At 73.8% G+C, this 21,898-nt stretch carries 21 protein-coding genes; 11 read left to right on the top strand and 10 right to left on the bottom strand.

The annotated features are described in order from the left end of the window. Window positions 1-40 precede the first annotated feature (40 nt). The 3 genes from ACFQ46_RS11035 to ACFQ46_RS11025 form a co-directional block, all read right to left on the bottom strand. Window positions 41-541: a GNAT family N-acetyltransferase gene (locus ACFQ46_RS11035; RefSeq protein WP_380259539.1), complete on the bottom strand. Its 501-nt coding sequence runs from the start codon at window positions 539-541 to the stop codon at window positions 41-43. A gap of 3 nt (window positions 542-544) precedes the next feature. Beyond that, window positions 545-2,539, bottom strand: a complete 1,995-nt coding sequence (locus ACFQ46_RS11030) for a SpoIIE family protein phosphatase (protein WP_380259538.1) — start codon at window positions 2,537-2,539, stop codon at window positions 545-547. Between the two features lie 72 nt (window positions 2,540-2,611). Next, window positions 2,612-3,055: a MarR family transcriptional regulator gene (locus ACFQ46_RS11025; RefSeq protein WP_328293644.1), complete on the bottom strand. Its 444-nt coding sequence runs from the start codon at window positions 3,053-3,055 to the stop codon at window positions 2,612-2,614. Window positions 3,056-3,126: 71 nt separating this feature from the next. Between ACFQ46_RS11025 and ACFQ46_RS11020 the strand changes: the two genes are divergently transcribed. Then, window positions 3,127-4,947 (top strand): ABC transporter ATP-binding protein, encoded by a 1,821-nt coding sequence (locus ACFQ46_RS11020; RefSeq protein WP_380259537.1) that lies wholly within the window; start codon window positions 3,127-3,129, stop codon window positions 4,945-4,947. A gap of 184 nt (window positions 4,948-5,131) precedes the next feature. Beyond that, the gene (locus ACFQ46_RS11015) at window positions 5,132-5,797 is read left to right on the top strand and encodes a DJ-1/PfpI family protein (RefSeq protein ID WP_380259590.1); all 666 of its coding nucleotides are present in this window, start codon (window positions 5,132-5,134) and stop codon (window positions 5,795-5,797) included. A gap of 55 nt (window positions 5,798-5,852) precedes the next feature. Here ACFQ46_RS11015 and ACFQ46_RS11010 read toward each other — a convergent pair whose 3' ends face one another. Then, window positions 5,853-7,064, bottom strand: a complete 1,212-nt coding sequence (locus ACFQ46_RS11010) for a diguanylate cyclase domain-containing protein (protein WP_380259536.1) — start codon at window positions 7,062-7,064, stop codon at window positions 5,853-5,855. Window positions 7,065-7,184: 120 nt separating this feature from the next. Beyond that, entirely contained in the window at window positions 7,185-7,757 is a 573-nt protein-coding gene (locus tag ACFQ46_RS11005; protein ID WP_380259535.1) for a TetR/AcrR family transcriptional regulator, read from the bottom strand. A 78-nt stretch (window positions 7,758-7,835) separates the two neighbouring features. Between ACFQ46_RS11005 and ACFQ46_RS11000 the strand changes: the two genes are divergently transcribed. Together ACFQ46_RS11000 and ACFQ46_RS10995 are read left to right on the top strand one after the other, a co-directional pair. Next, window positions 7,836-9,419: an MFS transporter gene (locus ACFQ46_RS11000; RefSeq protein ID WP_380259534.1), complete on the top strand. Its 1,584-nt coding sequence runs from the start codon at window positions 7,836-7,838 to the stop codon at window positions 9,417-9,419. 61 nt (window positions 9,420-9,480) lie between these two features. Next, complete coding sequence (locus tag ACFQ46_RS10995; RefSeq protein ID WP_380259533.1) at window positions 9,481-9,906, top strand: ChaB family protein; 426 nt, start codon at window positions 9,481-9,483, stop codon at window positions 9,904-9,906. Window positions 9,907-9,930: 24 nt separating this feature from the next. Here the strand turns inward: ACFQ46_RS10995 and ACFQ46_RS10990 are convergent, their stop codons facing one another. Continuing rightward, the gene (locus ACFQ46_RS10990) at window positions 9,931-10,515 is read right to left on the bottom strand and encodes a hypothetical protein (RefSeq protein WP_380259532.1); all 585 of its coding nucleotides are present in this window, start codon (window positions 10,513-10,515) and stop codon (window positions 9,931-9,933) included. Window positions 10,516-10,533: 18 nt separating this feature from the next. Between ACFQ46_RS10990 and ACFQ46_RS10985 the strand changes: the two genes are divergently transcribed. From ACFQ46_RS10985 to ACFQ46_RS10965, 5 genes are all read left to right on the top strand, one after another. Further along, window positions 10,534-11,142, top strand: a complete 609-nt coding sequence (locus tag ACFQ46_RS10985) for a VOC family protein (RefSeq protein ID WP_380259531.1) — start codon at window positions 10,534-10,536, stop codon at window positions 11,140-11,142. 164 nt (window positions 11,143-11,306) lie between these two features. Beyond that, window positions 11,307-11,918, top strand: coding sequence for a PilZ domain-containing protein (locus ACFQ46_RS10980; RefSeq protein WP_380259530.1), 612 nt, complete (start codon window positions 11,307-11,309; stop codon window positions 11,916-11,918). Window positions 11,919-12,028: 110 nt separating this feature from the next. Beyond that, a complete protein-coding gene (locus ACFQ46_RS10975; RefSeq protein WP_328293656.1) occupies window positions 12,029-12,721 on the top strand; it encodes an AzlC family ABC transporter permease in 693 nt (230 codons plus the stop codon). Continuing rightward, window positions 12,718-13,029, top strand: coding sequence for an AzlD domain-containing protein (locus ACFQ46_RS10970; protein ID WP_328293657.1), 312 nt, complete (start codon window positions 12,718-12,720; stop codon window positions 13,027-13,029). Before ACFQ46_RS10975 ends, ACFQ46_RS10970 begins: the two co-directional genes overlap by 4 nt. 28 nt (window positions 13,030-13,057) lie before the next feature. Further along, complete coding sequence (locus tag ACFQ46_RS10965) at window positions 13,058-13,717, top strand: class I SAM-dependent methyltransferase (RefSeq protein ID WP_380259529.1); 660 nt, start codon at window positions 13,058-13,060, stop codon at window positions 13,715-13,717. Here ACFQ46_RS10965 and ACFQ46_RS10960 read toward each other — a convergent pair. The 3 genes from ACFQ46_RS10960 to ACFQ46_RS10950 all read right to left on the bottom strand — a co-directional run bounded on the left by ACFQ46_RS10960 (window position 13,663) and on the right by ACFQ46_RS10950 (window position 17,403). Then, a complete protein-coding gene (locus ACFQ46_RS10960; RefSeq protein WP_380259528.1) occupies window positions 13,663-14,709 on the bottom strand; it encodes a diguanylate cyclase domain-containing protein in 1,047 nt (348 codons plus the stop codon). The genes ACFQ46_RS10965 and ACFQ46_RS10960 overlap by 55 nt on opposite strands. Window positions 14,710-14,736: 27 nt before the next feature. Further along, a complete protein-coding gene (locus ACFQ46_RS10955) occupies window positions 14,737-15,858 on the bottom strand; it encodes a class I SAM-dependent methyltransferase (RefSeq protein WP_380259589.1) in 1,122 nt (373 codons plus the stop codon). Between the two features lie 99 nt (window positions 15,859-15,957). Further along, complete coding sequence (locus tag ACFQ46_RS10950) at window positions 15,958-17,403, bottom strand: CCA tRNA nucleotidyltransferase (RefSeq protein WP_380259588.1); 1,446 nt, start codon at window positions 17,401-17,403, stop codon at window positions 15,958-15,960. 124 nt (window positions 17,404-17,527) lie between these two features. On the opposite strand from ACFQ46_RS10950, the gene ACFQ46_RS10945 reads away from it, so the two are divergent. Beyond that, window positions 17,528-18,004 carry an NUDIX hydrolase gene (locus ACFQ46_RS10945; protein WP_380259527.1) on the top strand — a complete coding sequence of 159 codons (477 nt, stop codon included), beginning with the start codon at window positions 17,528-17,530 and terminating at the stop codon, window positions 18,002-18,004. A 7-nt stretch (window positions 18,005-18,011) separates the two neighbouring features. Continuing rightward, window positions 18,012-20,180 carry a DUF6049 family protein gene (locus ACFQ46_RS10940; RefSeq protein ID WP_380259526.1) on the top strand — a complete coding sequence of 723 codons (2,169 nt, stop codon included), beginning with the start codon at window positions 18,012-18,014 and terminating at the stop codon, window positions 20,178-20,180. On the opposite strand, the gene murJ is transcribed toward ACFQ46_RS10940, so the two are convergent. Next, a complete protein-coding gene (gene murJ / locus ACFQ46_RS10935; RefSeq protein WP_380259525.1) occupies window positions 20,157-21,836 on the bottom strand; it encodes a murein biosynthesis integral membrane protein MurJ in 1,680 nt (559 codons plus the stop codon). The two genes, ACFQ46_RS10940 and murJ, sit on opposite strands and share 24 nt — an antisense overlap. Window positions 21,837-21,898: the final 62 nt, after the last annotated feature.

Raw genomic sequence — 21,898 nt, 5'->3', positions numbered from 1 at the left:
CCCCGTGGTGGGAGGACGTGCGGCGACCGGTCCGCTGAGGTCAGCGTTCCCGGACCAGCACGAGGACCTCCCGGAACCCGCCGCCGATCTCGTGCCGGGTCCTCCCCTCCTCACGGAACCCGGCCCGTTCCGCCACCCGCACCGACGCGAAGTTCCAGGGTTCGACGTGGGCGACGAGTCGCCGGGCCGCGGGGAGGTTCCCCGCGAACTCCACGAGCAGTTCCAGAGCCTCGGTCGCCACCCCACGGCCGCGAGCCGAAGGGACCACCCCGTACCCGACGGTGAAGACCTCCGGGGAGTCCGTGAACCACAGTCCGGCCGAGCCGAGGGCCCGGTCGGAGGAGACGTCCGCGATCGCGAACGACCACCCGACCCCCTCGGCCAGTCGCCCCTGCTGGCGTTCGACCCACGCCCGGGCCTGCGCCTCGTCGGCGTTCGCGGGCAACGAACCGGTCAGCGGGACGTAGGGGTCGCTCGCGAGTTCCACCGCCATCGCGGCGTCGTCGAGGCGGAACCCGCGCAGGACGACCCCGCGGTCCACGGGTCAGCGGATCCGGACGGCGACGAGGGCGACGTCGTCCTCGGGGTGGGCGGGGAGCAGTTCGCGCAGCAGCACGTCGCACAACTCCTCCAGACCCAGCTCGGCGTGGCGGGAGACCGCCTCGAGGAGGCGCCCGGTGCCGACCTCGACGGACTGGTCGCGGCGTTCGACGAGGCCGTCGGTGTGGAACAGGATCGTGTCGCCGCTGCGGAGCAGGAGTTCACCGTCGTGGCGGGCGGTGGTGGGGTCGATGCCGAGCAGCAGGTCGGGGCCGTCGCGACCGTCGGCGACGCCGAGGGGCAGCACGACGCCACCGGCGCGCAGCATCACGGGGCTGGGGTGACCGGCGCTGGAGAACTCCAGGAACACCCCGTCGCGCCGGGGTTCGAGCCGTCCGACGAGGGCGGTGGCCAGGGTTTCGACCCCGAGGCCCTCGATCGCCGCGTCCAACCGCGAGAGCAGCCCGGACGGTCCGTCCGGAGCCGCGAAGGCGATGCCGCGCAGCAGGTTGCGCAACTGGCCCATCGCGGCGGCGGCCCCGATGTCGTGGCCGACGACGTCACCGATGACCAGCGTCGTCGCCCCGTCGGGTTGGGGGAACGCGTCGTACCAGTCGCCGCCGACCTGCGCGGCCTGGGCGGCGGGCAGGTAGCGGACGGCGGTCTGCCAGTGCGGGGACTGCGCTGGCGGGGTGAGGAGGTCCCGTTGCAGACCTTCGGCGATGCGCTGCTGCTGACCGTAGAGACGGGCGTTGTCCAGGGCCAGCGCCGCGCGTTCGGCGACCCCGGAAGCCGTGGCGACGTCCTCGGAGTCGAAACCCCGTCGCTGCCGACCCCGGGCCAGGGTGACCAGGCCGACGGTCCGGCTGCGGGCCCGCAACGGCAGCACGATCGCCGACCGCGGGTCCAGCGCCCGGGCGTGGTCCTGCGCCTCACCGGGGCCGAGGACGGCGCAGATCGCGTCGACCGCGGGTTCGGGCAGCACCACGGGGCGGCCGCTGCGGATGGCGTCCTGCACGTAGGAGGTGCGGTCGCCACCGCGCAGCGACCGCAACCGGGTGCGCGCGTAGTCCTCGATGAGCCCCTGCCGGGCGGGGTCGACGTGCTGGGTCCCGACGTCGCGCAGCTCGCCGTTCTCGTCGACGAGGGTGACGATGCACCAGTCCCCCAGCACCGGGACGAGAACCCCGGAGAGCCGCGCGACGGCCGTCTCCGCGTCCAGCGTCCCGGACAGGTGCGCACCGACGCCGGCGAGGAGCTGCACCTGCAGCACGGCACGTTCCGCGGCCTCCTCGGCTGCACGCCGGGCCGCGGCCGGCAGCAGCAGGACACTGGTCCCCGCCCCGTCGGGCCAGGCGCGCAGCTCGCACCACATGGCCAGCGGTTCGGGGTGCAGGAGCTCCAGGCTCGCGGAGTTCCCCGTGCGCGCGACCTCGAGGAGAACGGCGTCGAGTTGCGAACCCGCCGACAGCGGGAAGACGTCCCCGAAGTTCCGCCCGAGCAGTTCCGGGCGCGGTCGCCCGATCAGCCGTTCGGCCTCGGCGTTGAGGTGGCGCAGGACGCGGTCGCCGTCGAGGGCGTAGTAGGCGGCGGGCAGGGACTCGAGGGCGCTCGCGAGACCGAGGACGTGGTCGCGGGTGGTGTCGTAGGCGACACCGAGCAACCGTTGCGGGACACCACCCTCGACCAGGACGCGCGCGCGGACCCCCATCCAGCCGAGGCTCCCGTCGCGACGACGGAACCGGAACTCGTGGTGGAGCGGCTCACCGGTGCGCACGGCGGTGGTGACGGCGTCGCGGAACTCGACGAGGTCGCCGGCGACGACGACGTCCTGCAGGCGGGCCTCGTAGCCCCGAGCCGTGGTGTCCTCGGGGTGCTCGAACAACGCGGCGAGGGCGTCGTCGGCCACGAGTCGGGCCGCGCCGAGGTCGTACTCGAACGACGCGACTCCCGCGGCCTCCATGGCCAGGTCGAGACGGACGCGGGTCGGGTCCAGCACGGGCGTCGTACCTCCCTCACGGTTCGCGTGACCTGCCGACTGTACTGGCCGGACGAGCTCCTCCCGGGGTTCTCAGGCGGACCCGGGCTCCTCGCCCAGCGCCTCCTCGACCCGCCGGAGCAGCTGCAGCAGCGAACGGCGGTCCGGGGGTTCGAGGACCGCGAAGGCCCGGGCCGCGCTGTCCCGCGAGCGCCGGCCCAGCTCCTCGAGGACCCCGGTGCCCGCGGGGGTCAGTTCCAGCAGCAGCGAGCGACGGTTCCCGGGGTCGGTGGCCCGGCGCAGCAGGCCGGCCTCCTCGAGCGGGTCGACGAGGTCGGTGAGCGAGCGCGGTGCGATGTGCAGGCGGGCGGCGACCTCGCCCATCCGGGGCGGGGTGGCGCAGCGGCCGACGACGCGCAGGACCCGGCCCTGGGCGGGGGTGATGGCGAGGTCCTCGACGTCGCCGTGGCTGCGTCGGCGCAGGCGCCACTGCACGGAGCGCAGCGTCTCGAGGAGTTCGCCGTCCAGGTCGTCCACGTCGACACCCTACCGGATCGTGAGGTAGCCTCATCGTGAGGTATCCACACGATCTGTTTGGAGGTGGGCCCGTGCGCGGAGATCCCGACCGCGATCCCTTCCGGCCCGGCAAGGCCGACACGTCCGACCCGGGCCGTCCCCAGCGCGACGAGGTGCGCCGGGTCCTGCGGCTCTTCCACCCGCACCGCCGGACGCTGGCCGTCGTCGGCGTCCTCATCGTCTTCTCCGCCGTCACCGGCGTCGCGTCACCGTTCCTCATCCGCGAGGTCGTCGACGTCGCCCTGCCGGACGGGAACCTGCACCTGCTGACCTGGCTCGCGGCCGGGCTCATCGGCATCGTCGCGGTCAGCACCGCGCTCGACGTCGTGCAGGGACTGCTCACGACCCGGGTCGGGCAGGCCGTCATGCACGGTCTGCGGACCGCGCTCTACACGCACCTGCAGCGCATGTCGCTGGGGTTCTTCGCCCGCACCCGCACCGGTGAGGTCCAGTCGCGCATCGCCAACGACATCGGCGCGATGCAGACCGTCGTCACCTCCACGGGCGCGGACCTCGTGCAGAACCTCGCGACCGTCGTCGTCACCGTCGTCGCCATGCTCGCGCTGGACTGGCGCCTCGCGCTGTTCTCGTTCTGCGTACTGCCCTTCTCGGTGTGGCTGAACCGCCGGGTCGGGCGGTTGCGCCGACGCATCACGGCCCGGCGCCAGCGCCAGCTCGCGGAGATGTCGGCCACCGTCGAGGAGACCCTCTCGATCTCCGGGATCCTGCTGACCCGCACGACCGGGCGGACCCCCGAGGTCGTCGAACGCTTCACCCGGCAGTCCGACGAGGTCGCCGCCCTCGAGGTGGGGTCGGAGATGGCCGGCCGCTGGCAGTGGTCGCTCATCACCCTGACCATGGCGGCCGTCCCCGCCCTGACCTACCTCCTCGGCGGCTGGATCCGGGGCACCGGCACGGCCCTGAGCATCGGGACCCTCGTCGCCCTCGTCACCTTGCAGGGGCAGCTGTTCCGGCCGCTGGGGGCGCTGCTGCGGATCGTCGTGCGCCTGCACGCCTCGATGGCGTTGTTCGCGCGGGTCTTCGAGTACCTGGACACCCCGCCCGAGGTCGTCGAACGTCCCGACGCGGTCGCCCTCGAGGACCCCCGCGGGCACGTGCGGTTCTCCGACGTCACCTTCGCCTACCCCAGCGCCGAGACTGACACCGTGACCGGGATCGACCTGGACGTGCCGGCGGGTTCCTCGCTGGCCGTCGTCGGCGCGACCGGTTCGGGGAAGACGACGCTCGGGTACCTGCTGTCGCGGTTGTACGACGTCGGCTCCGGCGCGGTGACGATCGACGGGCACGACGTCCGGGAACTCACCGCGCGCTCGCTGTCCGACACCGTCGGCGTCGTCACCCAGGAGACGTTCCTGCTGCACGCCAGCGTCGCCGACAACCTGCGCTTCGCGAAGCCCGACGCGACCGACGACGAGCTGCGGAACGCGGCCCGGATCGCCCAGGTCGATGACGTCATCAGCGCGCTGCCGCAGGGCTACGACACCGTCGTGGGGGAACGGGGATACCGGTTCTCCGGTGGCGAGAAGCAGCGGATCGCGCTGGCCCGCACGGTGTTGCGCGACCCACCGGTGCTGCTGCTGGATGAGGCGACGTCCGCGCTGGACACCCGGACCGAGCGGGCGATGGCCGCTGCGCTGGAGCGGTTGTCGAGCGGGCGCACCACCGTGACGATCGCGCACCGGCTCTCGACCGTCCGCGACGCGGACCAGATCGTGGTCCTCGACCACGGCCGGATCGTCGAACGGGGGAAGCACGCGGACCTGCTCGCCGCGGGTGGGCGCTACGCCGAACTCGTCGCCGCCGACGAGGCGCGCGCGGAACTGGTCCAGTAGGAGGTGCCCCGGGGGGCGGTCTCCCCGGCTCCGCGCCGCCCTCGTCGAGGGTGCGCACGACGCGACGTGGCAGGAAGACGTGGCAGGAAATCGACCGAACACGGCGTTCCTGCCCCTCCTCCCCGCCGGCGACGTCCACCACGCTGACCTCGTGACCTCCCCCACTCCGGGACCCGCGCCCGCCCTGCCGGCCACCTCGGCCCCTGCTGCCCACGAACCGGTCCGCGTGGGCATCGTGCTCTTCGACGAGGTGGAGGTGCTGGACGCCTGCGGCCCCTTCGAGGTGTTCTGCGTCGCCAACCGCCTCGCCGCCCGCGCCGGGCGACCCGCCCCCTTCGAGGTGGCCCTCGTCGCCACCGGCGGGCGCGTCGACGCGCCTCCGGGAGCGAGGGCACGCGGGGGGCTGCGACTGGGCGCCGACCACCACCTCGACGACGCCCCCACCTGTGACGTGGTCCTGGTCCCCGGCGGCGTGGTGGACGACGCGGCCCGGGACCGGGAGCTGTTGGCGTGGCTGCAGCGCAGCCGCCGCCACGCCCGCGTGATCGCCTCCGTGTGCACCGGCGCCTTCGTCCTCGCGGCCGCCGGACTGCTCGACCACCGCCCCGTCACCACCCACTGGGAGGACGTCGACGACCTGCGCGCCCGCTGGCCCCACCTGCAGGTGCGGGACGACGTGCGCTTCGTCGACCACGGCGACCTGGCCACCAGCGCCGGCATCAGCGCCGCCCTCGACCTCGCCCTGCACCTGGTGGCCCGACTCGCCGGTCACGACCTGGCCGTGGCCACCGCACGCCAGATGGACTACGCCTGGCGCCAGGACCCGGACGAGACCAGCGCCTCGGCGTGAACGCACCGGGCACGGCGACGACGGACCCGCGTTCCGCGACCGCGGCGGGCCCGGATCAGAGGGTGGGGCGCTTGGCCGCCGCGACGGCGTCCTCGGCCCGCTGCAACAGCGAACGCACGCCGGTGTCGAACGGTGAGCGGCACTCCAGCGGCGTGGCGCGCACGACGGCGACGGTGACGCCGACGTCGGGGTCGTCGCTGCGTCGACCGCGGGTGGGCAGCGGAGTGGGCGGGGTCCAGCCGGTGACCGCACGGGCGAGGCGGGCGGCCTCCTCCTCGTCGAGGCCGGGGAGCACGACGGCGAACTCGTCCGCGCCGAGGCGACCGGCCGTCGCGCTCGGCGGCAACGCGGCGCGCAGGTGCGCGGCGAAGGCGATGAGGACGGCGTCGCCGGTGGCCAGGCCGTAGGAGTCGTTGACCGCGCGGAAGCCGTCGAGGTCCGTCGCCAGCACCCAGACCGGTTCGTCGTTCTCGGCGGCGGCGGTGAGGGCCGCGGCGAGACGTTCCTGCAGCAGGCTGCGGGCGGCGACGCCGGTGAGCGAGTCGCGGTGGGTGGCCTTGGCGATCTGCGAGGCCCGGTCACGCAGGGCTCGGGTCGCGGCGCGCAACGACTGCTCGAGCTCGCGGACCGGGGTGATGTCGCGGCTGACGAGGATCGCGCCGACGTAGGCACCGCCGGGGTCGAGGACGGCGGTCGCCGCGCTGTCGACGACGATCTCGCGGCCGGCGTGGGTCGTGAGCTGCACCTCCACGCCGTACCAGGGTTCCCCCGCGACGAGCGCCGTCCGCATCGCGTCGAGGTCACCGGGGTTTCCCACGCTGCGCGCGAGGCTGCGGGCCGGTTGACCGGTCGCGTCGTGGGCCGTGACCCCGTAGAGCTTCTCGGCGCCCTTGTTCAGGGACAGGACGAGACCGTCGGCGTCGACGGTGACGATCGCGTCGCTGACGTGCTCCAGCAACCCCTCCAGGAGGCGGCGGCTGACGACCCCGGCGTCGCCCGTCGAGACGCGCAGCGCGGTGTGGTGGACCTCGTCGACGCTCCAGGTGACGACGGCCCCGTGGACGAGCCGGCCGAGGGAGTCGTGCAGCTCGACGGGACCGGTGCTCGGGGGGACCTGCCCGAGGACGTCGAGCACGGGAGTGCCGAGGACCTCGGCCGCGGTGCGGCCGAAGACGTTCTCGGCGGCGGTGTTCCAGCCGACGAGGAGCCCGTCGTGGTCGAGCGACCAGGTGGGGTCCGGGAAGCGGTCGAGGAAGCGGCTCGCCACGTCCCGCTGCTCGAGCTGCACCGCGTCGCCCCCTCGTGGAGTCCATCCGTGACCCCGAGAGGCCCTACCCCTGGAACTTCGGCGGCGGCGCGTCGCGGCGCGAGGGGCTGAACGGGTGTCTCAGGCCCCGCCGTCGCCGTGTCGGCTGGACTCGACGAGCTGCTGGACGCGGGCGACGACGTCGTCGAGGTCGGGGGTGGGGATGCCCATCGAGGAGGAGGCCCAGAGGCCGTCGCCGATGCACTGCACGAGGCGCGCGAGCACGCGGTCACCGCCGACCTGGACCTCGATGAGCTGGCGCCAGGCCTCGTTGATCGCCGCGTAGGCCGAGACCGTGCGGGTGTCGCCCTCCTGGGCCAGCCGCATGGTGGCGATGATCACCCGGCTCAGCGGGTCCACCACCTCGTCACCCTGCAGGCCCTCGGTGGCGGAGGTGCGCACGTAGTAGACGGCGGGTCCCTCGGGGGCGGTGCGCATCTGCTCGAGGTCCTCGGCGGCCAGCTTCCGCAGCCGCTCCAGTAGACCGTCGACGAGGGCGTCCTTGGACCCGAAGTGGTAGAGCAGCCCGCCCTTGGAGACGCCGGCCGCGGCGGCGACGGCCTCCAGCGTGGCGGAACGGGCACCGCTGCCGACGACGATCTCGGCGAAGGCGTCGACGAGGCGGTCGCGCGTCGCGGCGGGGTCACGGGCCATTCGGAGCAGGGTAAACGACTTTGCACTGTACCGTCCGGACGGTACAGTAGAAGGACCATCGACTCGAGGAACGAGAGCATGACCCCGCCCACCCAGCACTCCGCACGCCGTCCCGCCGAGCTCCCGGTGGACCCGGGCGTGCCCGCGACGACGCGTCGGCAGTGGGCGGCGCTCGCGGTGCTGGTCCTGCCCGTCCTGCTGATCTCGATCGACATGACCGTCCTGAGCTTCGCGCTGCCGGCCATCAGCGAGGCGATGGCTCCGACCGGTACCCAGCTGCTCTGGATCGTCGACGGCTACTCGCTGGCGATCGCGGGTCTGCTCGTCACGATGGGCACGCTCGGTGACCGCTACGGCGCGCGGCGGATGCTGCTCATCGGTGGCGCCGGGTTCGGCGTCGTCTCCTTCGTCGCGGCCTTCGCCGACACCGCGACGGCCCTCATCGCCGCCCGGATCGCCCTCGGCGTCTTCGGTGCGACGCTCATGCCGTCGACGTTGTCGCTGCTGCGCAGCACCTTCACCGACCGCGAGCAGCGCCGGACGGCCTTCGCCGTCTGGGCCGGCGGGTTCGCCGCCGGTGGTGCGCTGGGCCCGATCGTCGGCGGCTGGCTGCTGGAGCACTTCTGGTGGGGTTCGGTCTTCCTGCTCAACGTGCCGTTCATGGTCGCGCTGCTGGTGCTCGTGCCGCTGCTCGTCCGCGAGCGCCCCACGGCCGCCGCGCACGGCCGCATCGACGTGCTGAGCGTGGTCGTCTCGATCCTGGCGCTGACCGCGCTGGTCTACGGGATCAAGACCCTCGCCGAGCACGGCGTCCAGACGACCCCGGTCGCGACGATCGCCCTGGGCGTCGGGTTGGGCGTGGTGTTCGTGCGCCGGCAGCTGACGCTGGCCGACCCCCTGCTCGACGTCGACCTGTTCCGGTTGCCGGTCTTCCGCAGCTCCGTGCTGGCCAACCTCATGAGCATCTGCGGGATGACGGGGATGCTGTTCGCGGTCTCGCAGTACCTGCAGCTGGTCCTGGGGCTGCGCCCGCTGACCGCCGGGCTGCTGCTGCTGCCGGGTGCCGTGGTGACCTTCGGGTCGGGGCTGCTCGCGGCGCGCCTGGCTCGTCGCCTGCGCCTCGACCTGCTCATCGCGACCGGTCTGCTGCTGGGGACGCTCGGCTACGTGATCATGGCGTTCCTGGGGTCGGGCTCCGGTTCGGGTGCGGCGCTGCAGCTCGCCGTGGCGTTCGTGGTGCTCTGCGCGGGGGCGGGTCTGGCCGAGACGCTGACCAACGACGCGATCCTCTCCGCGGCGCCCGCGGAACGTTCCGGTGCGGCGTCGGCGATCTCGGAGACGGCCTACGAGGTCGGCGCGGTGCTCGGGACGACGGTGCTGGGCAGCGTGCTGAACGCGTTCTACCGCAGCCGGATCGAGGTCCCTGCGAGCGCGTCCCCGGAGCAGGTGTCCGCCGCGCGGGAGACCCTCGGCGGGGCGGTCGAGGTGTCGGCGGCCCTGCCCGACGGATCGGTGCTGCTGGACTCGGCGCGGACGGCGTTCGCCCACGGTCTGGACGCGACAGCGGTGGCCGGGGCCCTGCTCACCGCGGGTGCCGCGTTGGTGGTGTGGCGTTCGCTGCGGCCGCGCGCGCACGCCGAGGTACCGGTCACCACGCGCTGAACGGAGCCCGCCCGGAGGTCTCGGGATGTCGCCAGCGCGACCCCGTCCTACCGTCGGGACCATGCCGAAGACGACGCGATCGGGCAAGCCCGTCGAGAGCGAGTTGCCGAGCACGCTGCAGCGCTCGGACCAGAAGGCCAAGGACACGTTCGCCCAGGCCCACGACTCCGCCGAGGAGCAGTACCACGACGGCGGCCGGGCCAACCGGGTCGCGTGGGGTGCGGTCAAGCACACCCACGAGAAGGTCGGGGACCACTGGAAGCCCAAGGAGGACGGCCGGAAGGGCCCGTCGGACCCGCAGTCCGAGGGGAACGTCGACACCCACCGACGCTCCTCGGGCGGGGTCGACGAGCACGCGACGAAGGAGCACCTGCTGTGGATCGCCCGCGAGCTCGACGTCCGCGGACGGTCGTCGATGACCAAGGCCGAGCTGGTGCAGGCGATCCGGAAGGCCAACGACGCGGCGACGGCGAAGGCGCGGGACTGACCTCAGCCGGTCGGGGTCGCGGGGTCAGGCGCGGCGCAGCAACGGGGCCGCGCACCGGCGGTGGGCGGCCTCGACCTCGTCGAGCTGGGCCTGGGCGCGGTCGGCCAGCCCGCGGACGGGGTGGGTCCAGTCGGCCCGATCGCCCGCGACGAGCTCACCGAGCAGGCGGGCGGCGACGGCGCGCCGGTGCAGGCTGCCGAGCACGTCCTCCAGGGCGAGCAGACCCTCGACGACCGACTCGCGGGTCGGGTGGGTGGGGATGACGCTCGCCACCCGGTCGACCGCGGGGACGCGCTGCAGCAGCGGGCTGAGGCGGCCGGCGTAGGCGGAGAGCCAGCTGAAGCCGACGACGGCCCAGTCGGTCGAGGCGCCGAGGCGCCGCATGGCGGTGCGCAGGGCGGCGCGGTCGGCGGCCACGTCACGGCGGACCCGGAGCAGGGTCGTGCGCTCGGCGATGAGCGCGTCGGAGGCGGCGGCGCGACGCAGCTGCTCGGCGACACCGGTCACGGCGGCGAGCTGTTCGTTGAGGTAGGCGCGCAGCGCCGGATCGGCGGCCCCCTGGGCCGATCGGCGACCTGACAGCAGGGCGACGGAGGGGATCTGCAGCACAGGAGGACGCTAACCCCCATGGAGTTCCTGCGCGCCCTCCCGGTGTTGCCCGTCCACGACCTCGACGCCGAGATCGCCTTCTACGAGGCCCTGATGTTCCACGTGCAACACCGCGAGGACGACTTCGCCGCCCTGCAGCGCGACGCGGTGCTGTTCGGCCTGCGGTCGGCCGAGGTGGCGGTCCCGCCGCCGGGCCTGTCCTGGCAGCTGGAGGTGGACGACGTCACAGCCGTGCTGGCGCTGGCCCTGGAGGCGGGGCTGGGCGTGGCCGAGGAACCCCAGCGACGTGGCGGCGAGTGGACGATACGGCTGCAGACCCCCGCCGGGTACGAGCTCGTCCTGGAGGGGCCGGCCGGCTCGCTGCTGGAACCGGACGTCCGCGCCCTGGCGCTGGCCCTCCCGGAGGTCGTCGAACTGGTCGACTCCGCAGGGCGGGCGGAGTTCCGCCGCGCCGGCGGGGCGTGGCTGGTGCGGGTGTCGGCGGGCGTCGCCGAGGTCCACGTGCAGGGGGTGACACGCGTCGAGCTGGCGACGGCGAGCGCCGACCACGTCGAGGAACTGCTGCGCTCGGCGTGGGAGGAGAACAGCCCGCCGCCCGCGGAGGTGGGACCGCTGAGAACAGAGTGACGTGTGTGACTCTGCGTGGTCGCGATCGCCGGTGACCTGCGACGTTCGGGTCGAGTGGGCCTTCTATGTGACGTAGCGTGCTGAGTCGGTTACACATTCGCACACAGCTGGGGGATCGCATGGACGGCGCGCAGGGCGGCATGCTCATGACCGAAGGACCGGCGGTGGACACCACGGTCACGCTCATGCCCACGACGACGACGTCCGGTTCCGCGGCCGTCTGGCACACCGGCACCGTGCGCTCCTGGACGGCGGGAGCCGCCGGCCTCGTCATCACCAGCCACGTCAGCGCGACCCCCGACACCGTCGAAGCCCTCGACGGCCAGCGCGTCTGGGTCAGCACCGACGCCGGCGACTCCGGCTCCGTCACCCCCCACGCCGTCTTCCAGGCCGTCGCCCAGGCCCACCGCGACGACGAACTCGCCCTCACCGGCGTCATGCTGCTCGCCTCCGAGACCCGACGAGGCGCCGTCCGCGCCCCCGCCTCCGTCCCCGCGCACCTGACGATGGCCGAAGGCGTCGCCGACGTCCGCACCATCGACTACTCCCGCACCGGCATGCGCATCGAAGGCGCGATGGACATGCCCGCCCACACCGACGTCGACGTCTCCCTGGAACTCGGCGACGGGTTCGAGGTGCACGCCCGCGGCGAGGTGCTGCGCGTGGACGAGGAGTCCGGCGAGGCCGTGGTGCGCTTCGTCGAACTCGAGGAGGGTGCCGCGCAGGCGCTGGAACGCAGCGTGCTGAGCGAGCTGGCCAAGCAGTCGCGCGGCTGAGTCACCCCGCAGCGCCCGTCGGTTCCCGGACCGGCGGGCGCCTCCGCGTTCCCCAGAGCTGACCCCGACCGGTGCGTGGTCGCCCGCGACGAGCCGGGCATCCTGGTGCCGTGAGCGACGTCGCCCCCGCGCCCCCCGACCGTCCGGCGGTCGTCCGGCAAGGCCTCTCCGTCGCCCTCGCGACCGGGCTCTACGGCGTCAGCTTCGGGGCCCTCAGCGTCACCAGCGGACTGAGCGTGCTGCAGACCTGCCTGCTCTCGCTGCTGCTGTTCAGCGGCGGGTCGCAGTTCGCGCTCGTCGGGGTGCTCGGCGGTGGCGGGAGCGTCGGGGCGGCGGTCGCGGCGTCGTCGCTGCTGGGGCTGCGCAACGCGCTGTACGGGTTGCAGCTCAACCCGACGCTGCGACCGCGCGGCTGGCAGCGGATCGTCGTGCCCCAGCTGACGATCGACGAGTCCACGGCCGTCGCCGTCGCGCAGACCGCCCCGGCGCTTCGGCGGGTCGGTTTCTGGGTGACCGGGCTCGGCGTCTACGTCGGGTGGAACGTCATGACCCTCGTCGGTGCCCTGGCCGGCAACGCCCTCGGGGACCCGAAGCGCTTCGGCCTGGACGCGGCCGCGTCGGCGGCGTTCGCCGGGCTCCTCTGGCCGCGGCTGCGCGCGCGGGAACCCGTCGCGATCGCCGTCGTGGGCGCCCTGCTCACCACCGCCCTCGTCCCCGTCGTCCCGCCGGGGCTGCCGGTGATCGCGGCGGCGCTCGCGGGTTCCGTGCTCGCGTGGTGCTGGCGCGGGAAGGCTGCCGCGTGAGCGTCTGGGTGGCCGTGCTCGCGGCCGCGGCGATCGCCTTCGCCGCCAAGTTCGCGGGCTACGTCGTGCCGCCGGCGGTCCTCGAGGAACCCCGCGTGCGTCGGGTCACGGGGGTGCTGCCCGCCGCGTTGCTGGCCTCGCTCGTCGTGCTGCAGACGTTCACGACCGGACCGCACCTCGTCCTCGACGCCCGGGCCGCGGGGCTCGCCGTCGCGGTGGTCGCCCTGGTCTGCCGGGCGCCGTTCATCGTCGTCGTGGTGCTCGCCGCCGTGACCGCGGCGGGGTTGCGCGCCCTCGGGTGGGGCTGATCCGGGTGCGGCCTGGGATGGTCGGGAGATGGACGACAGCGAAGCCATCGAGCTCTACTACGACGACTTCGCCCCGCACTACGTGCCGGGCTGGCGGTCGCTGGAGCACTACGGCCCGCTCGTCGCGGACTTCCTGCTGCGTGAGGTGACCCCGGAGTGCCGCGTCCTCGACGTCGGCTGCGGGCCGGGGCAGCTGACCCGCGACCTCGCCCCCGACGTCCACGTCACGGGCACCGACCTCTCCCCCGGCATGCTCGCGGAGGCGAACCTCGGCCGGCCCGACGGTCGCTACGAGCAGCACGACTTCCACGACCCCTTGCCCGGTTCCTGGGGACGCTTCGACGTCGTCGTCGCCGTGGGCTGCCTGGAGTTCTGCCGCGACCTGCCGGCGACGCTGGGCAACCTCGCCGACGCGTGCGCGCCCGGGGCGCGAGTGCTGGTCGGGATCGTCGAGGACCGCACCACACCGGGCAGTTCGCGGCGCGCGTTCTCCGAGGACGGGCTGCCCGGGATCGACATGCACGCCTACGACGCCACCGCGCAGCTGGCGGCGATCACCGCAGCGGGGTTGTCGCCGTGGTCGTACCGGTTCGTGCCGGCCTGGCGCCACGACGAGTACTCCTACGTCGTGCGCTACGGGTTGTGGGAGCTGCGCGCGGACGGGGACGGATCGCCCAGGGTGTCGTAGTCGACGAGCCGCCCCTTGCCGGCCCGCTTGGCCGCGTACATCGCGGCGTCGGCGCGACCCAGGAACTCCTTGGCGTCGAGGGTGGGTGCCTGCCCGGGGAGGTGCGCCAGCCCGACGCTGACCCCGACGGTGATCGCCGTGCCGGCGATCTCGTGCCGGCCGGCCAGCACCGCCTTGGCCCGCTTCGACACCTCGCCCACGCTGAGCCCGCTCTCGACCAGCAGGGCGAACTCGTCACCGCCCAACCGCGCCAGGGTGTTGCCCGACTGGATGATCGGCTGCCAGTGCTGCGCCAGCGCCACCAGCACCTCGTCGCCCGCGGCGTGGCCGAGGGTGTCGTTGACGGTCTTGAAGTCGTCGAGGTCGAAGAGCAGGACGGTCAGGGCCCGGCCGGTGCTGCGGTGCAGGTCCAGGGCGTGCCCGAGGCGGTCGGCGAACACCGCCCGCGTCGCCAACCCGGTCAGGTGGTCGCGGGTGGCGAGGCGACGAAGTTCGGCCTCGCGCGCGAAGGCCCGTTCGCGCAGCTTCTCGGCGACCAGGATCTGACCGAGCAGGGCCGCCAGCAGGTCCAGCAACGGCTGCAGTCCCCGCACGGTGACCGGGTCGAGCTCCTGCTGGTGGAAGCCGCAGACGGTTCCGAAGACCTCGACGTCGGTGCGGATCGCCGCGCCCACGTAGGCGCGGACGCCCCACTCCCGGACCGCGGGCCTGTCCGCGTAGGCGGGCACGAGGAGGGTCGCTCCGGTGGACCCGGCCTGTCCCTGCGTCATCGCCTCGCACAGCGACCCCCGCCAGGGGACCCGGTCACCGCTGACCGAGCCGTGGAAGTGGTCGCGGACCTCGAGGAGGACCTGTTCCTCCCCGTCGCGGCGGGTGACCGCCCACATCCCCAGCGGGAGGTGCGCCTCGAGGTGCTCCAGCACTCGGGACGCGGCCTCGGCGAAGGACAGCAGGGTCGAGGAGGCCTCCTCACCCACGCCAGTGCACGTCATGGGATCTCTTCGACCGGCCGGGGCCCTTCATTGAGCCGAGTCCACCCGAGTGCTCCGCGTGAGGGTGAACTTCGGGGTGCGGGCGACCTGGCGGGTCGGGCCGACGACGCGCTCGAGCTCACCGCGGTAGGTGAGGTGGGAGTTCCAGACCGTCAGCAGCGTGCCACCGGGCGCGAGCACGCGGGCCGCCGCCCGGAACACCTTCGAGGCGATCGCCGCGTGGACCGTCGCGCCCGCGTGGAAGGGCGGGTTCAGCAGCACCAGGTCGACGCTGCCGTCGGGGATGCGCGCACCGGCGTCGTCGCGGGTGACGGTGACGGCGACCCCGTTGGCCGCGGCCGTCAGCTCCGCGCTGGCGACGGCGTCCGCGGACTCGTCGGTGGCGAGGACCCGCGCGGCGGGGAACACCCGGGCGGCCGCGGCGGCGAGGAGGCCGGTGCCGCAGCCGAGGTCGAGGACGGTGCCGGGAGCCGACCGGGCCACGACGTCGAGGTGCTCCAGCAGCACCCGCGTCCCGATGTCGATGCCGGCGCCCGCGAACGCCCCGCCCACCGCGCAGGCCCAGAGCCCGACGTCGTCGTGGTGGACCCGGCGGGGTGCGGCCTCGGCGACGTCGGCGCGGGGCCCGGACGCACGCAGCACCCGGGCCTTCTGCCGGCCGAGGCTCGCGTCCACCTCGGTGAACGCGTGCCCGAGGACGTCGTTCATCCCGCGCGTCATGTGCTTGACCCGACCACCCGCGAACACGCGGACGTCCGGCGCGGCGTGGCGGGCGATGAGCCGTGCGGTGGCGTCGAGGGCTTCGAGGCTGCGCGGCAGCTTCACCAGCACCACGCCCGCGCCGGCCACCAGCGCGGCGTCCGGCACGGGGTGGGAGCGGAACCCGTCCAGGCCGAGGGTCGCGGCGTTCGCGGCGAGGGCGAGCTCCCCCGACAGTCGGTCCTGGTGGACGCGGACCCGCGCCGGGTGGTGGCCCGCGAGCGCACCGAGGGTGATGGCCCCGTAGTCGTCGCCGATCACCGCGACGTCGGCGCCCGCGAGCGCCGGAGCGGCTTCGTCGAGCAGGAGCCGGTCCGCCGCGTCGACCGCGACGAGTTCGGGCGCCTCGATGTCGGGCCGGCGCCGGAGGACGTCGAAGACGGGCGGGATCACCGCGTCACGATAGTGGGCCGCCGGTCCCGCGCGGAAACAACACTTTCCGCCCCCAGAAGGCCCTTCGAGGGCGGAAAGTGTTGTTTCCGCGAGACCTCAGGACCCGGAGGACTCCGGCTGCTCGGCCCACCACGCGCGCAGCTCCTGCTCCGCGACCTCCGCCCCGAGCGGGCCGCGGTCCATCCGCAGGCCCAGCAGGTGCTGGTACGCGCGGCCGACGACGCGGGAGGGTCCGATGCCGAGCAGCGCCATGATCTGGGTGCCGTCGAGGTCGGGGCGGATCGAGTCGAGCTCCTCCTGCTCCCGCAGCCGGGCGATCCGGGTCTCGAGGTCGTCGTAGGCGTCGGAGAGCCGCTTCGCCTTGCGGGCGTTGCGGGTCGTGCAGTCGCTGCGGGTCAGCTTGTGCAGCCGCGGCAGCAGCGGGCCCGCGTCGGTGACGTAGCGGCGGACGGCGGAGTCCGTCCACTCCCCGTCGCCGTAGCCGTGGAAGCGCAGGTGCAGCTCGGTGAGGCGCGCGACGTTCTTGATGGTGTCGTTGTCGAAGCGCAGGGCCTTCAACCGCTTCGCCACCAGCTTGGCGCCGACGACCTCGTGGTGGTGGAAGCTCACGCCGCCGCCCTCCTCGAACCGGCGGGTGCGGGGCTTGCCGATGTCGTGCAGCAGCGCGGACAGCCGCAGCAGCAGGTCCGGGCCCGGCACCTCGTCGTCGGGGCCGGCGCCCTCCAGGGCGATCGCCTGCTCCAGCACGGTCAGGGAGTGCTCGTAGACGTCCTTGTGCCGGTGGTGCTCGTCGATCTCCAGCTGCAGCGCCGGCAGTTCCGGCAGCACCCGCTCGGCCAGACCGGTGTCCACCAGCAGCCGCAGACCCGCCACCGGGTCGACCGCGAGCAGCATCTTCTCCAGCTCCACCCGGACGCGTTCGGCCGAGACGATGGTGATCCGCTCGGCCATCGCCGTCATCGCGGCCACGACGTCGGGCGCGACCCGCATCTTCAGCTGGGCCGCGAACCGGGCCGCCCGCATCATCCGCAGCGGGTCGTCGGAGAAGGACCGCTCGGCCGTCCCCGGGGTGCGCAGGATGCCCGCCGCGAGGTCGGTGAGGCCGTCGTGGGGGTCGGCGAAGTCCAGCGAGGGCAACCGCATCGCCATGGCGTTGACGGTGAAGTCGCGCCGCGACAGGTCGCCGACGAGGTCGTCGCCGTAGGCGACCTCGGGTTTGCGGGAGTCGACGTCGTAGCTCTCGGAGCGGTACGTCGTCACCTCGACCACGAGGTCCTTCTTGCGCGCGCCGATCGTGCCGAAGTCGCGGCCGATCTCCCAGTGCGCGTCACCCCAGGCCTTCAGCAGCCGGACGGTGTCGTCGGGGCGGGCGTCGGTGGTGAAGTCGAGGTCGGCGGAGCGGCGACCCAGGAAGGCGTCGCGGACCGGTCCGCCGACGAGGGACAGCTCGAACCCGGCCCGCTCGAAGACGCGGCCGAGGTCGACCAGCAACGGCATGACCGGTTCCAGCGCGGTGATCGCGCGCGTCCTGGCCTGCTCCATCGCCTGCTCGAGGGCGGTCTTCGGATCCGTCGGGGCGCTTGGAGCGAGCGGGTCTGGCAGCACGGGGTGCAAGCCTGCCACGTCTGCGCCCGAAGCCGTGCGCGCTGCTGGCTAGAGTGAGCCGATGGTCAAGCCTGCCCGGGAGCCGCGTCGCCGGCTGCCCACCGTGCAGGAGACGTCCTCGGGTGGGCTCGTCGTCGACCTCTCGACCGGGGTCCCGCGGGCCGCGGTGATCTGCCGGCTCAACCGCGCGGGCCGCCAGGAGTGGTGCCTGCCCAAGGGCCACCTCGAAGGCGAGGAGACCCTCGAAGAGGCCGCGGTGCGCGAGATCGAGGAGGAGACCGGGATCCGCGGCGAGATCGTCGAGGACCTCGGCAGCATCGACTACTGGTTCTCCGCCGACGGCCGTCGCATCCACAAGGTCGTGCACCTGTTCCTGCTCAAGGCGACCGGCGGCACCCTGACCGTGGAGAACGACCCGGACGCCGAGGCCATCGACGTCGAGTGGATCGCGTTCAGCGACCTCGACGCGCGGCTCGCCTTCCCCAACGAGCGTCGGGCCGCCCTCGCCGCGACCGCACGGCTGGGCGAACTGGCGTGACCACCGCATGAGCGGGAACGGCCCGAGTCGGCGGCAGCTGCTCGCCGGTCTCGCGGGCGGTGGTGCCCTGCTCGCCTCCGCCGAACCGGCGCGGGCGAGCACCGCGAAACCCACCCCGAAGGAGACGACGGAGACCACGGCGAGCGCCCTGCCGGCGCGCGTCGTCCTGCTGGAGGTCACCCCGTCGGCCTACTCCGCGGCCGATCCCGCCCGCTCGACGATCCTCGTGCGGGCCCGGGTGGAGAACACCGGGAGCGACGCCCTGACCGGTCTGACGGCCCGGCTCGTCGCGCAGCGCTCGCCGTCGGTGGCCCGTTCCGCCCTCGACGGCTGGGCCCGCGCGTCGGAGCGCACGTCCATCACCCGCTCCTCGGCGAGCTCCGAGGACGTCGTCGTCGGCACCGGTGACCTCGCCGCCGACGAGAGCGCCGAGGTCGAACTGACCCTGCCGGCGGCCGCGCTGGGCAACGGGGTCGGGGCGCACCTCGCGGCCGTCGAGGTCTCCGACAAGAGCGGCAAGGTCGGCGGCGCCCGCACGTTCCTGGTCTCCGCCCCGCAGGGCGTCACGCCGACGCCGTTGACGCTGCTGCTGCCGCTGGTCGCCGGCCGTGACGGCTCGGCGAGCGGGCTCGCGAGCGCCGTCGAGGGCCGCCTCGCGCCGCTGGTCGGCGCCAGCGCCGACCCCCGGGTCGCGTGGGCGCTCGACCCGGCCCTGCTGGCCGCGGCCGCGAACGTCACGACGGCGGGGACGAGCGGTCAGCCGACCGCCCCGAGCACCCCGCAACCCACCCTGGACGAGAGCCGGACCGTCTCGGTCTGGCTGGCCGACCTGCGGGCCGCCGCGACCGGCCGCGTCGTCGTCGCCCTGCCCTACGGCGACCCGGACCTCGCCGCCCTGGACCGCTCCGAGGACGGGCCCGACCTGCTGGGACGCTGCGTCGCCGCCGGGGCCGGGGCCTTCGACGACCTCGGCGCGGTCGTGGTCCGCGACGTCGCCTGGCCCGCCGACGAAGCCGCCGACGACGACCTGCTGGCGCTCGCGCTGGGGGTCGGGGCCTCCACGGTCGTCCTGGACGACGTCTGCCTCCCGCCCGACGCGGACCTCACCTACACCCCGGCGGGGCGGGCGAGCGTGACGGTGCTCGACTCCGTCGTCGACGCGGTGGTGGCGGACCGGACGATGTCGTCGGTGCTGGCGGACTCCGTGGACGCCGACCAGGTGGTGCTCGTGCGGCAGCGGCTCATCGCCGAGGCCGCGACGACGACGTTGCAGCGCCCGAGCGACGCGCGCGGTCAGCTGCTGGTGGCGCCGCGCAGCTTCAACCCCGTCGCCGGGGCGATCGAGACGCTCGTCGCCGACGTGGAGGCGTCGGGGTGGGCGAGCTGGCAGTCGCTGACCGACCTCATCGCCACCGACCCCGGGCCGGGGTCGCGCTCCGGCCCGGAGATCGCGACGGCCACCGCCCGCGCCGCGCTGCCCGCCCGCCACGTCGCCGACGTCGAGTCGGCCCTCACCGAGGTCGACGACTTCTCCAGCGCCCTGCAGACCACCGACGGCCGGCCCGACGCGAAGCTGCTGACCCAGCAGCGGGCCGCGTTGCTGCTGCTGGGGGCGTCCTGGCGGGGACACACCGACGAGCTCCCCGCCGCGCGCGAGACGCTGGAACGGACGATCGCCTCCCTCACGACGGGCATCAGCATCGCCGGCGGCAGCGTCCGCAACCTGGCCGCCGAACGCAGCGAGCTGCCGATCACGCTGGTCAACGAGCTGGACGTGCCGGTGCAGGTGGACCTCGTGCTGACGCCCCGCAGCCCGCGGGTCCAGCTCGACGCGGTACCCCGTCAGACCGTCCCCGCCCGCAGCCAGCAGCGCGTCGGGGTGCCGGTGCGCGCGCTGGCCAACGGCAGCGTCGTCGTCGAGGCGCAGCTGCGGACCCCCGCCGGCAGCGCGATCGGGGCGCCCGTCGCGGTGGACCTCAACGTCCGCGCCGACGTGGAGAACTGGATCAGCGGGGTCGTCGGCGGTGGGGCGGCCGCGCTGCTCGTGCTCGGGGTGGTCCGCGCCGTGAAGAAGGGCCGGCGGCGCGTCGACGAGGCCGAGCACGCCGACGTCACCCCCGCCCCCGCCCCCGCCCACCAGGACGAGGACGAGTCAGCGCCGACGGGGCAGGGGTAGCCGCCGCAGCAGCGGCGCGACGAGGTCCTCGAGCTCGCGGACCCGCATCACCCGGCTGAGGGCGACGAAGACGGCCAGGACGACGACCCCACCGACGAGGACGACACCGACGTCCACCAACCGGCCGCTGCCGAGCGACCCACCGCCCTGCGCGACGGCGAACCCGGCAGCGGTGGCCACGACGGCGATGATCGCCAGGCGGACGAGCGTCCGCAGCAGCAGGGACCCGTCGATGCCGCCACCGTCGAGGGCGTGGAAGCGGCGGCGCAGGAGGGTCAGGCCGAGGACGCAGCCCACGACGTTGGCGAGGCTCATGAAGGCGCCGATGCCGATCACCTGCCAGCGCGGTTCGAGGACGAAGTAGCAGACGCCGTTGCCGATGGTCGTCACGACGGCGACGACGACCTGGACGACGAACGGGGTCCGGGCGTCCTCGTAGGCGTAGAAGACGCGCTGCACGAGGTAGGTGACGCTGAACGGGACGAGACCGACGGTCATGGCCACGAGGACCAACCCGATCGGGTGGCCACCGAAGAGGGCTCCGGCGATCGACGGCCCGAGGGAGAGGAACGCCGCGGTGGCCAGCGCCCCGGCGGCCGCCACCGTACGGGCCCCGGAGGAGAAGTCGCGCCGGACGGCCGCCACGTCCCCGCGGACGGCCGCGCGACTCAGCCGCGTGAAGAGGGCCGTCACGAGGGACACCGCGACGAGGGAGTGCGGGAGCATGAACAGCAGGTAGGCGTTGGTGTAGGAGTTGCTGGAGGCCCCGTCGATCCGCGCCAACGACAGCGCGTGCCCGGCCGACGTCATGACCTTCGAGGTGGGCACGAACGCGAGCTGCCCCACGAGCACGCCGGCGAAGGTCCAACCCGCGACCCGGCCGGCGCTGGCCAAGCCCATGCCGCGGAAGCGGAACCGCGGACGGTAGCGGAAGCCGATGCGGTGCAACGGCCAGAGCAGGACGAGCGCCTGCAGGGCCACGCCGAGCGTCGCCGTCCCCGCCAGCAGGGCGATCATCGACGGGGTCCACTGCACCGCGGTCAACCGCTCGCCGTCCGGCACGATCGCGAGGAAGACCAGGATGCCCGCGATGGCCACGAGGTTGTTCAGGACCGGGGCCCACATGAAGGGCCCGAAGCTGCTCTTCGCGTTCAGCACCTGCCCCAGCACCGTGTAGAGGCCGTAGAAGAAGACCTGGGGCAGGCACCAGAACGCCATGGCCGTGCCCAACGCGAGCCAGTCGTCGCTCCAGCCGTCGGTGAAGAGGCGCACGACCAGTGGTGCCGCCGCGGTGATGACGACGGTTGCTGCGGCCATCACCAGCAGGGCGAGGGTGACGAGCCGGTCGACGAAGTCCTTCCCGCCATCGGGCAACCGGAACGCCTTGACGATCTGCGGCACGAGGACAGCGTTGAGGACCCCGCCGGCGACGAGGATGTAGAAGTTGTTCGGCGCCTTGTTGGCGACGTCGAACACCTGACCGCCGACGCCCTTCGCCGTGCCGCCGATGGCGGCGACCAGCAGGGCCACCCGCACGAACCCGAGCAACCGCGACACCAGCGTCCCGCTCGCCATCAGCGCGCTCGACCGGGCGAGGGAGTCCCTCGCCGCGGGCTCGTCCGGCGTGGCCGTGCTCTGGTTCTGCGGTGCACTCACACCGACGATGGTGGCGGATCGGTGCGCCAACCGGGTCATCACTCCCCCGTCGCGTCAAGGTC

It is taken from the genome of Kineococcus sp. GCM10028916 (assembly GCF_042674865.1).
Classification (GTDB): Bacteria; Actinomycetota; Actinomycetes; order Actinomycetales; family Kineococcaceae; genus Kineococcus.
The sequence above is the reverse complement of the archived record's forward strand: the minus strand, read 5'-3'. Positions and strand labels throughout refer to the sequence as shown.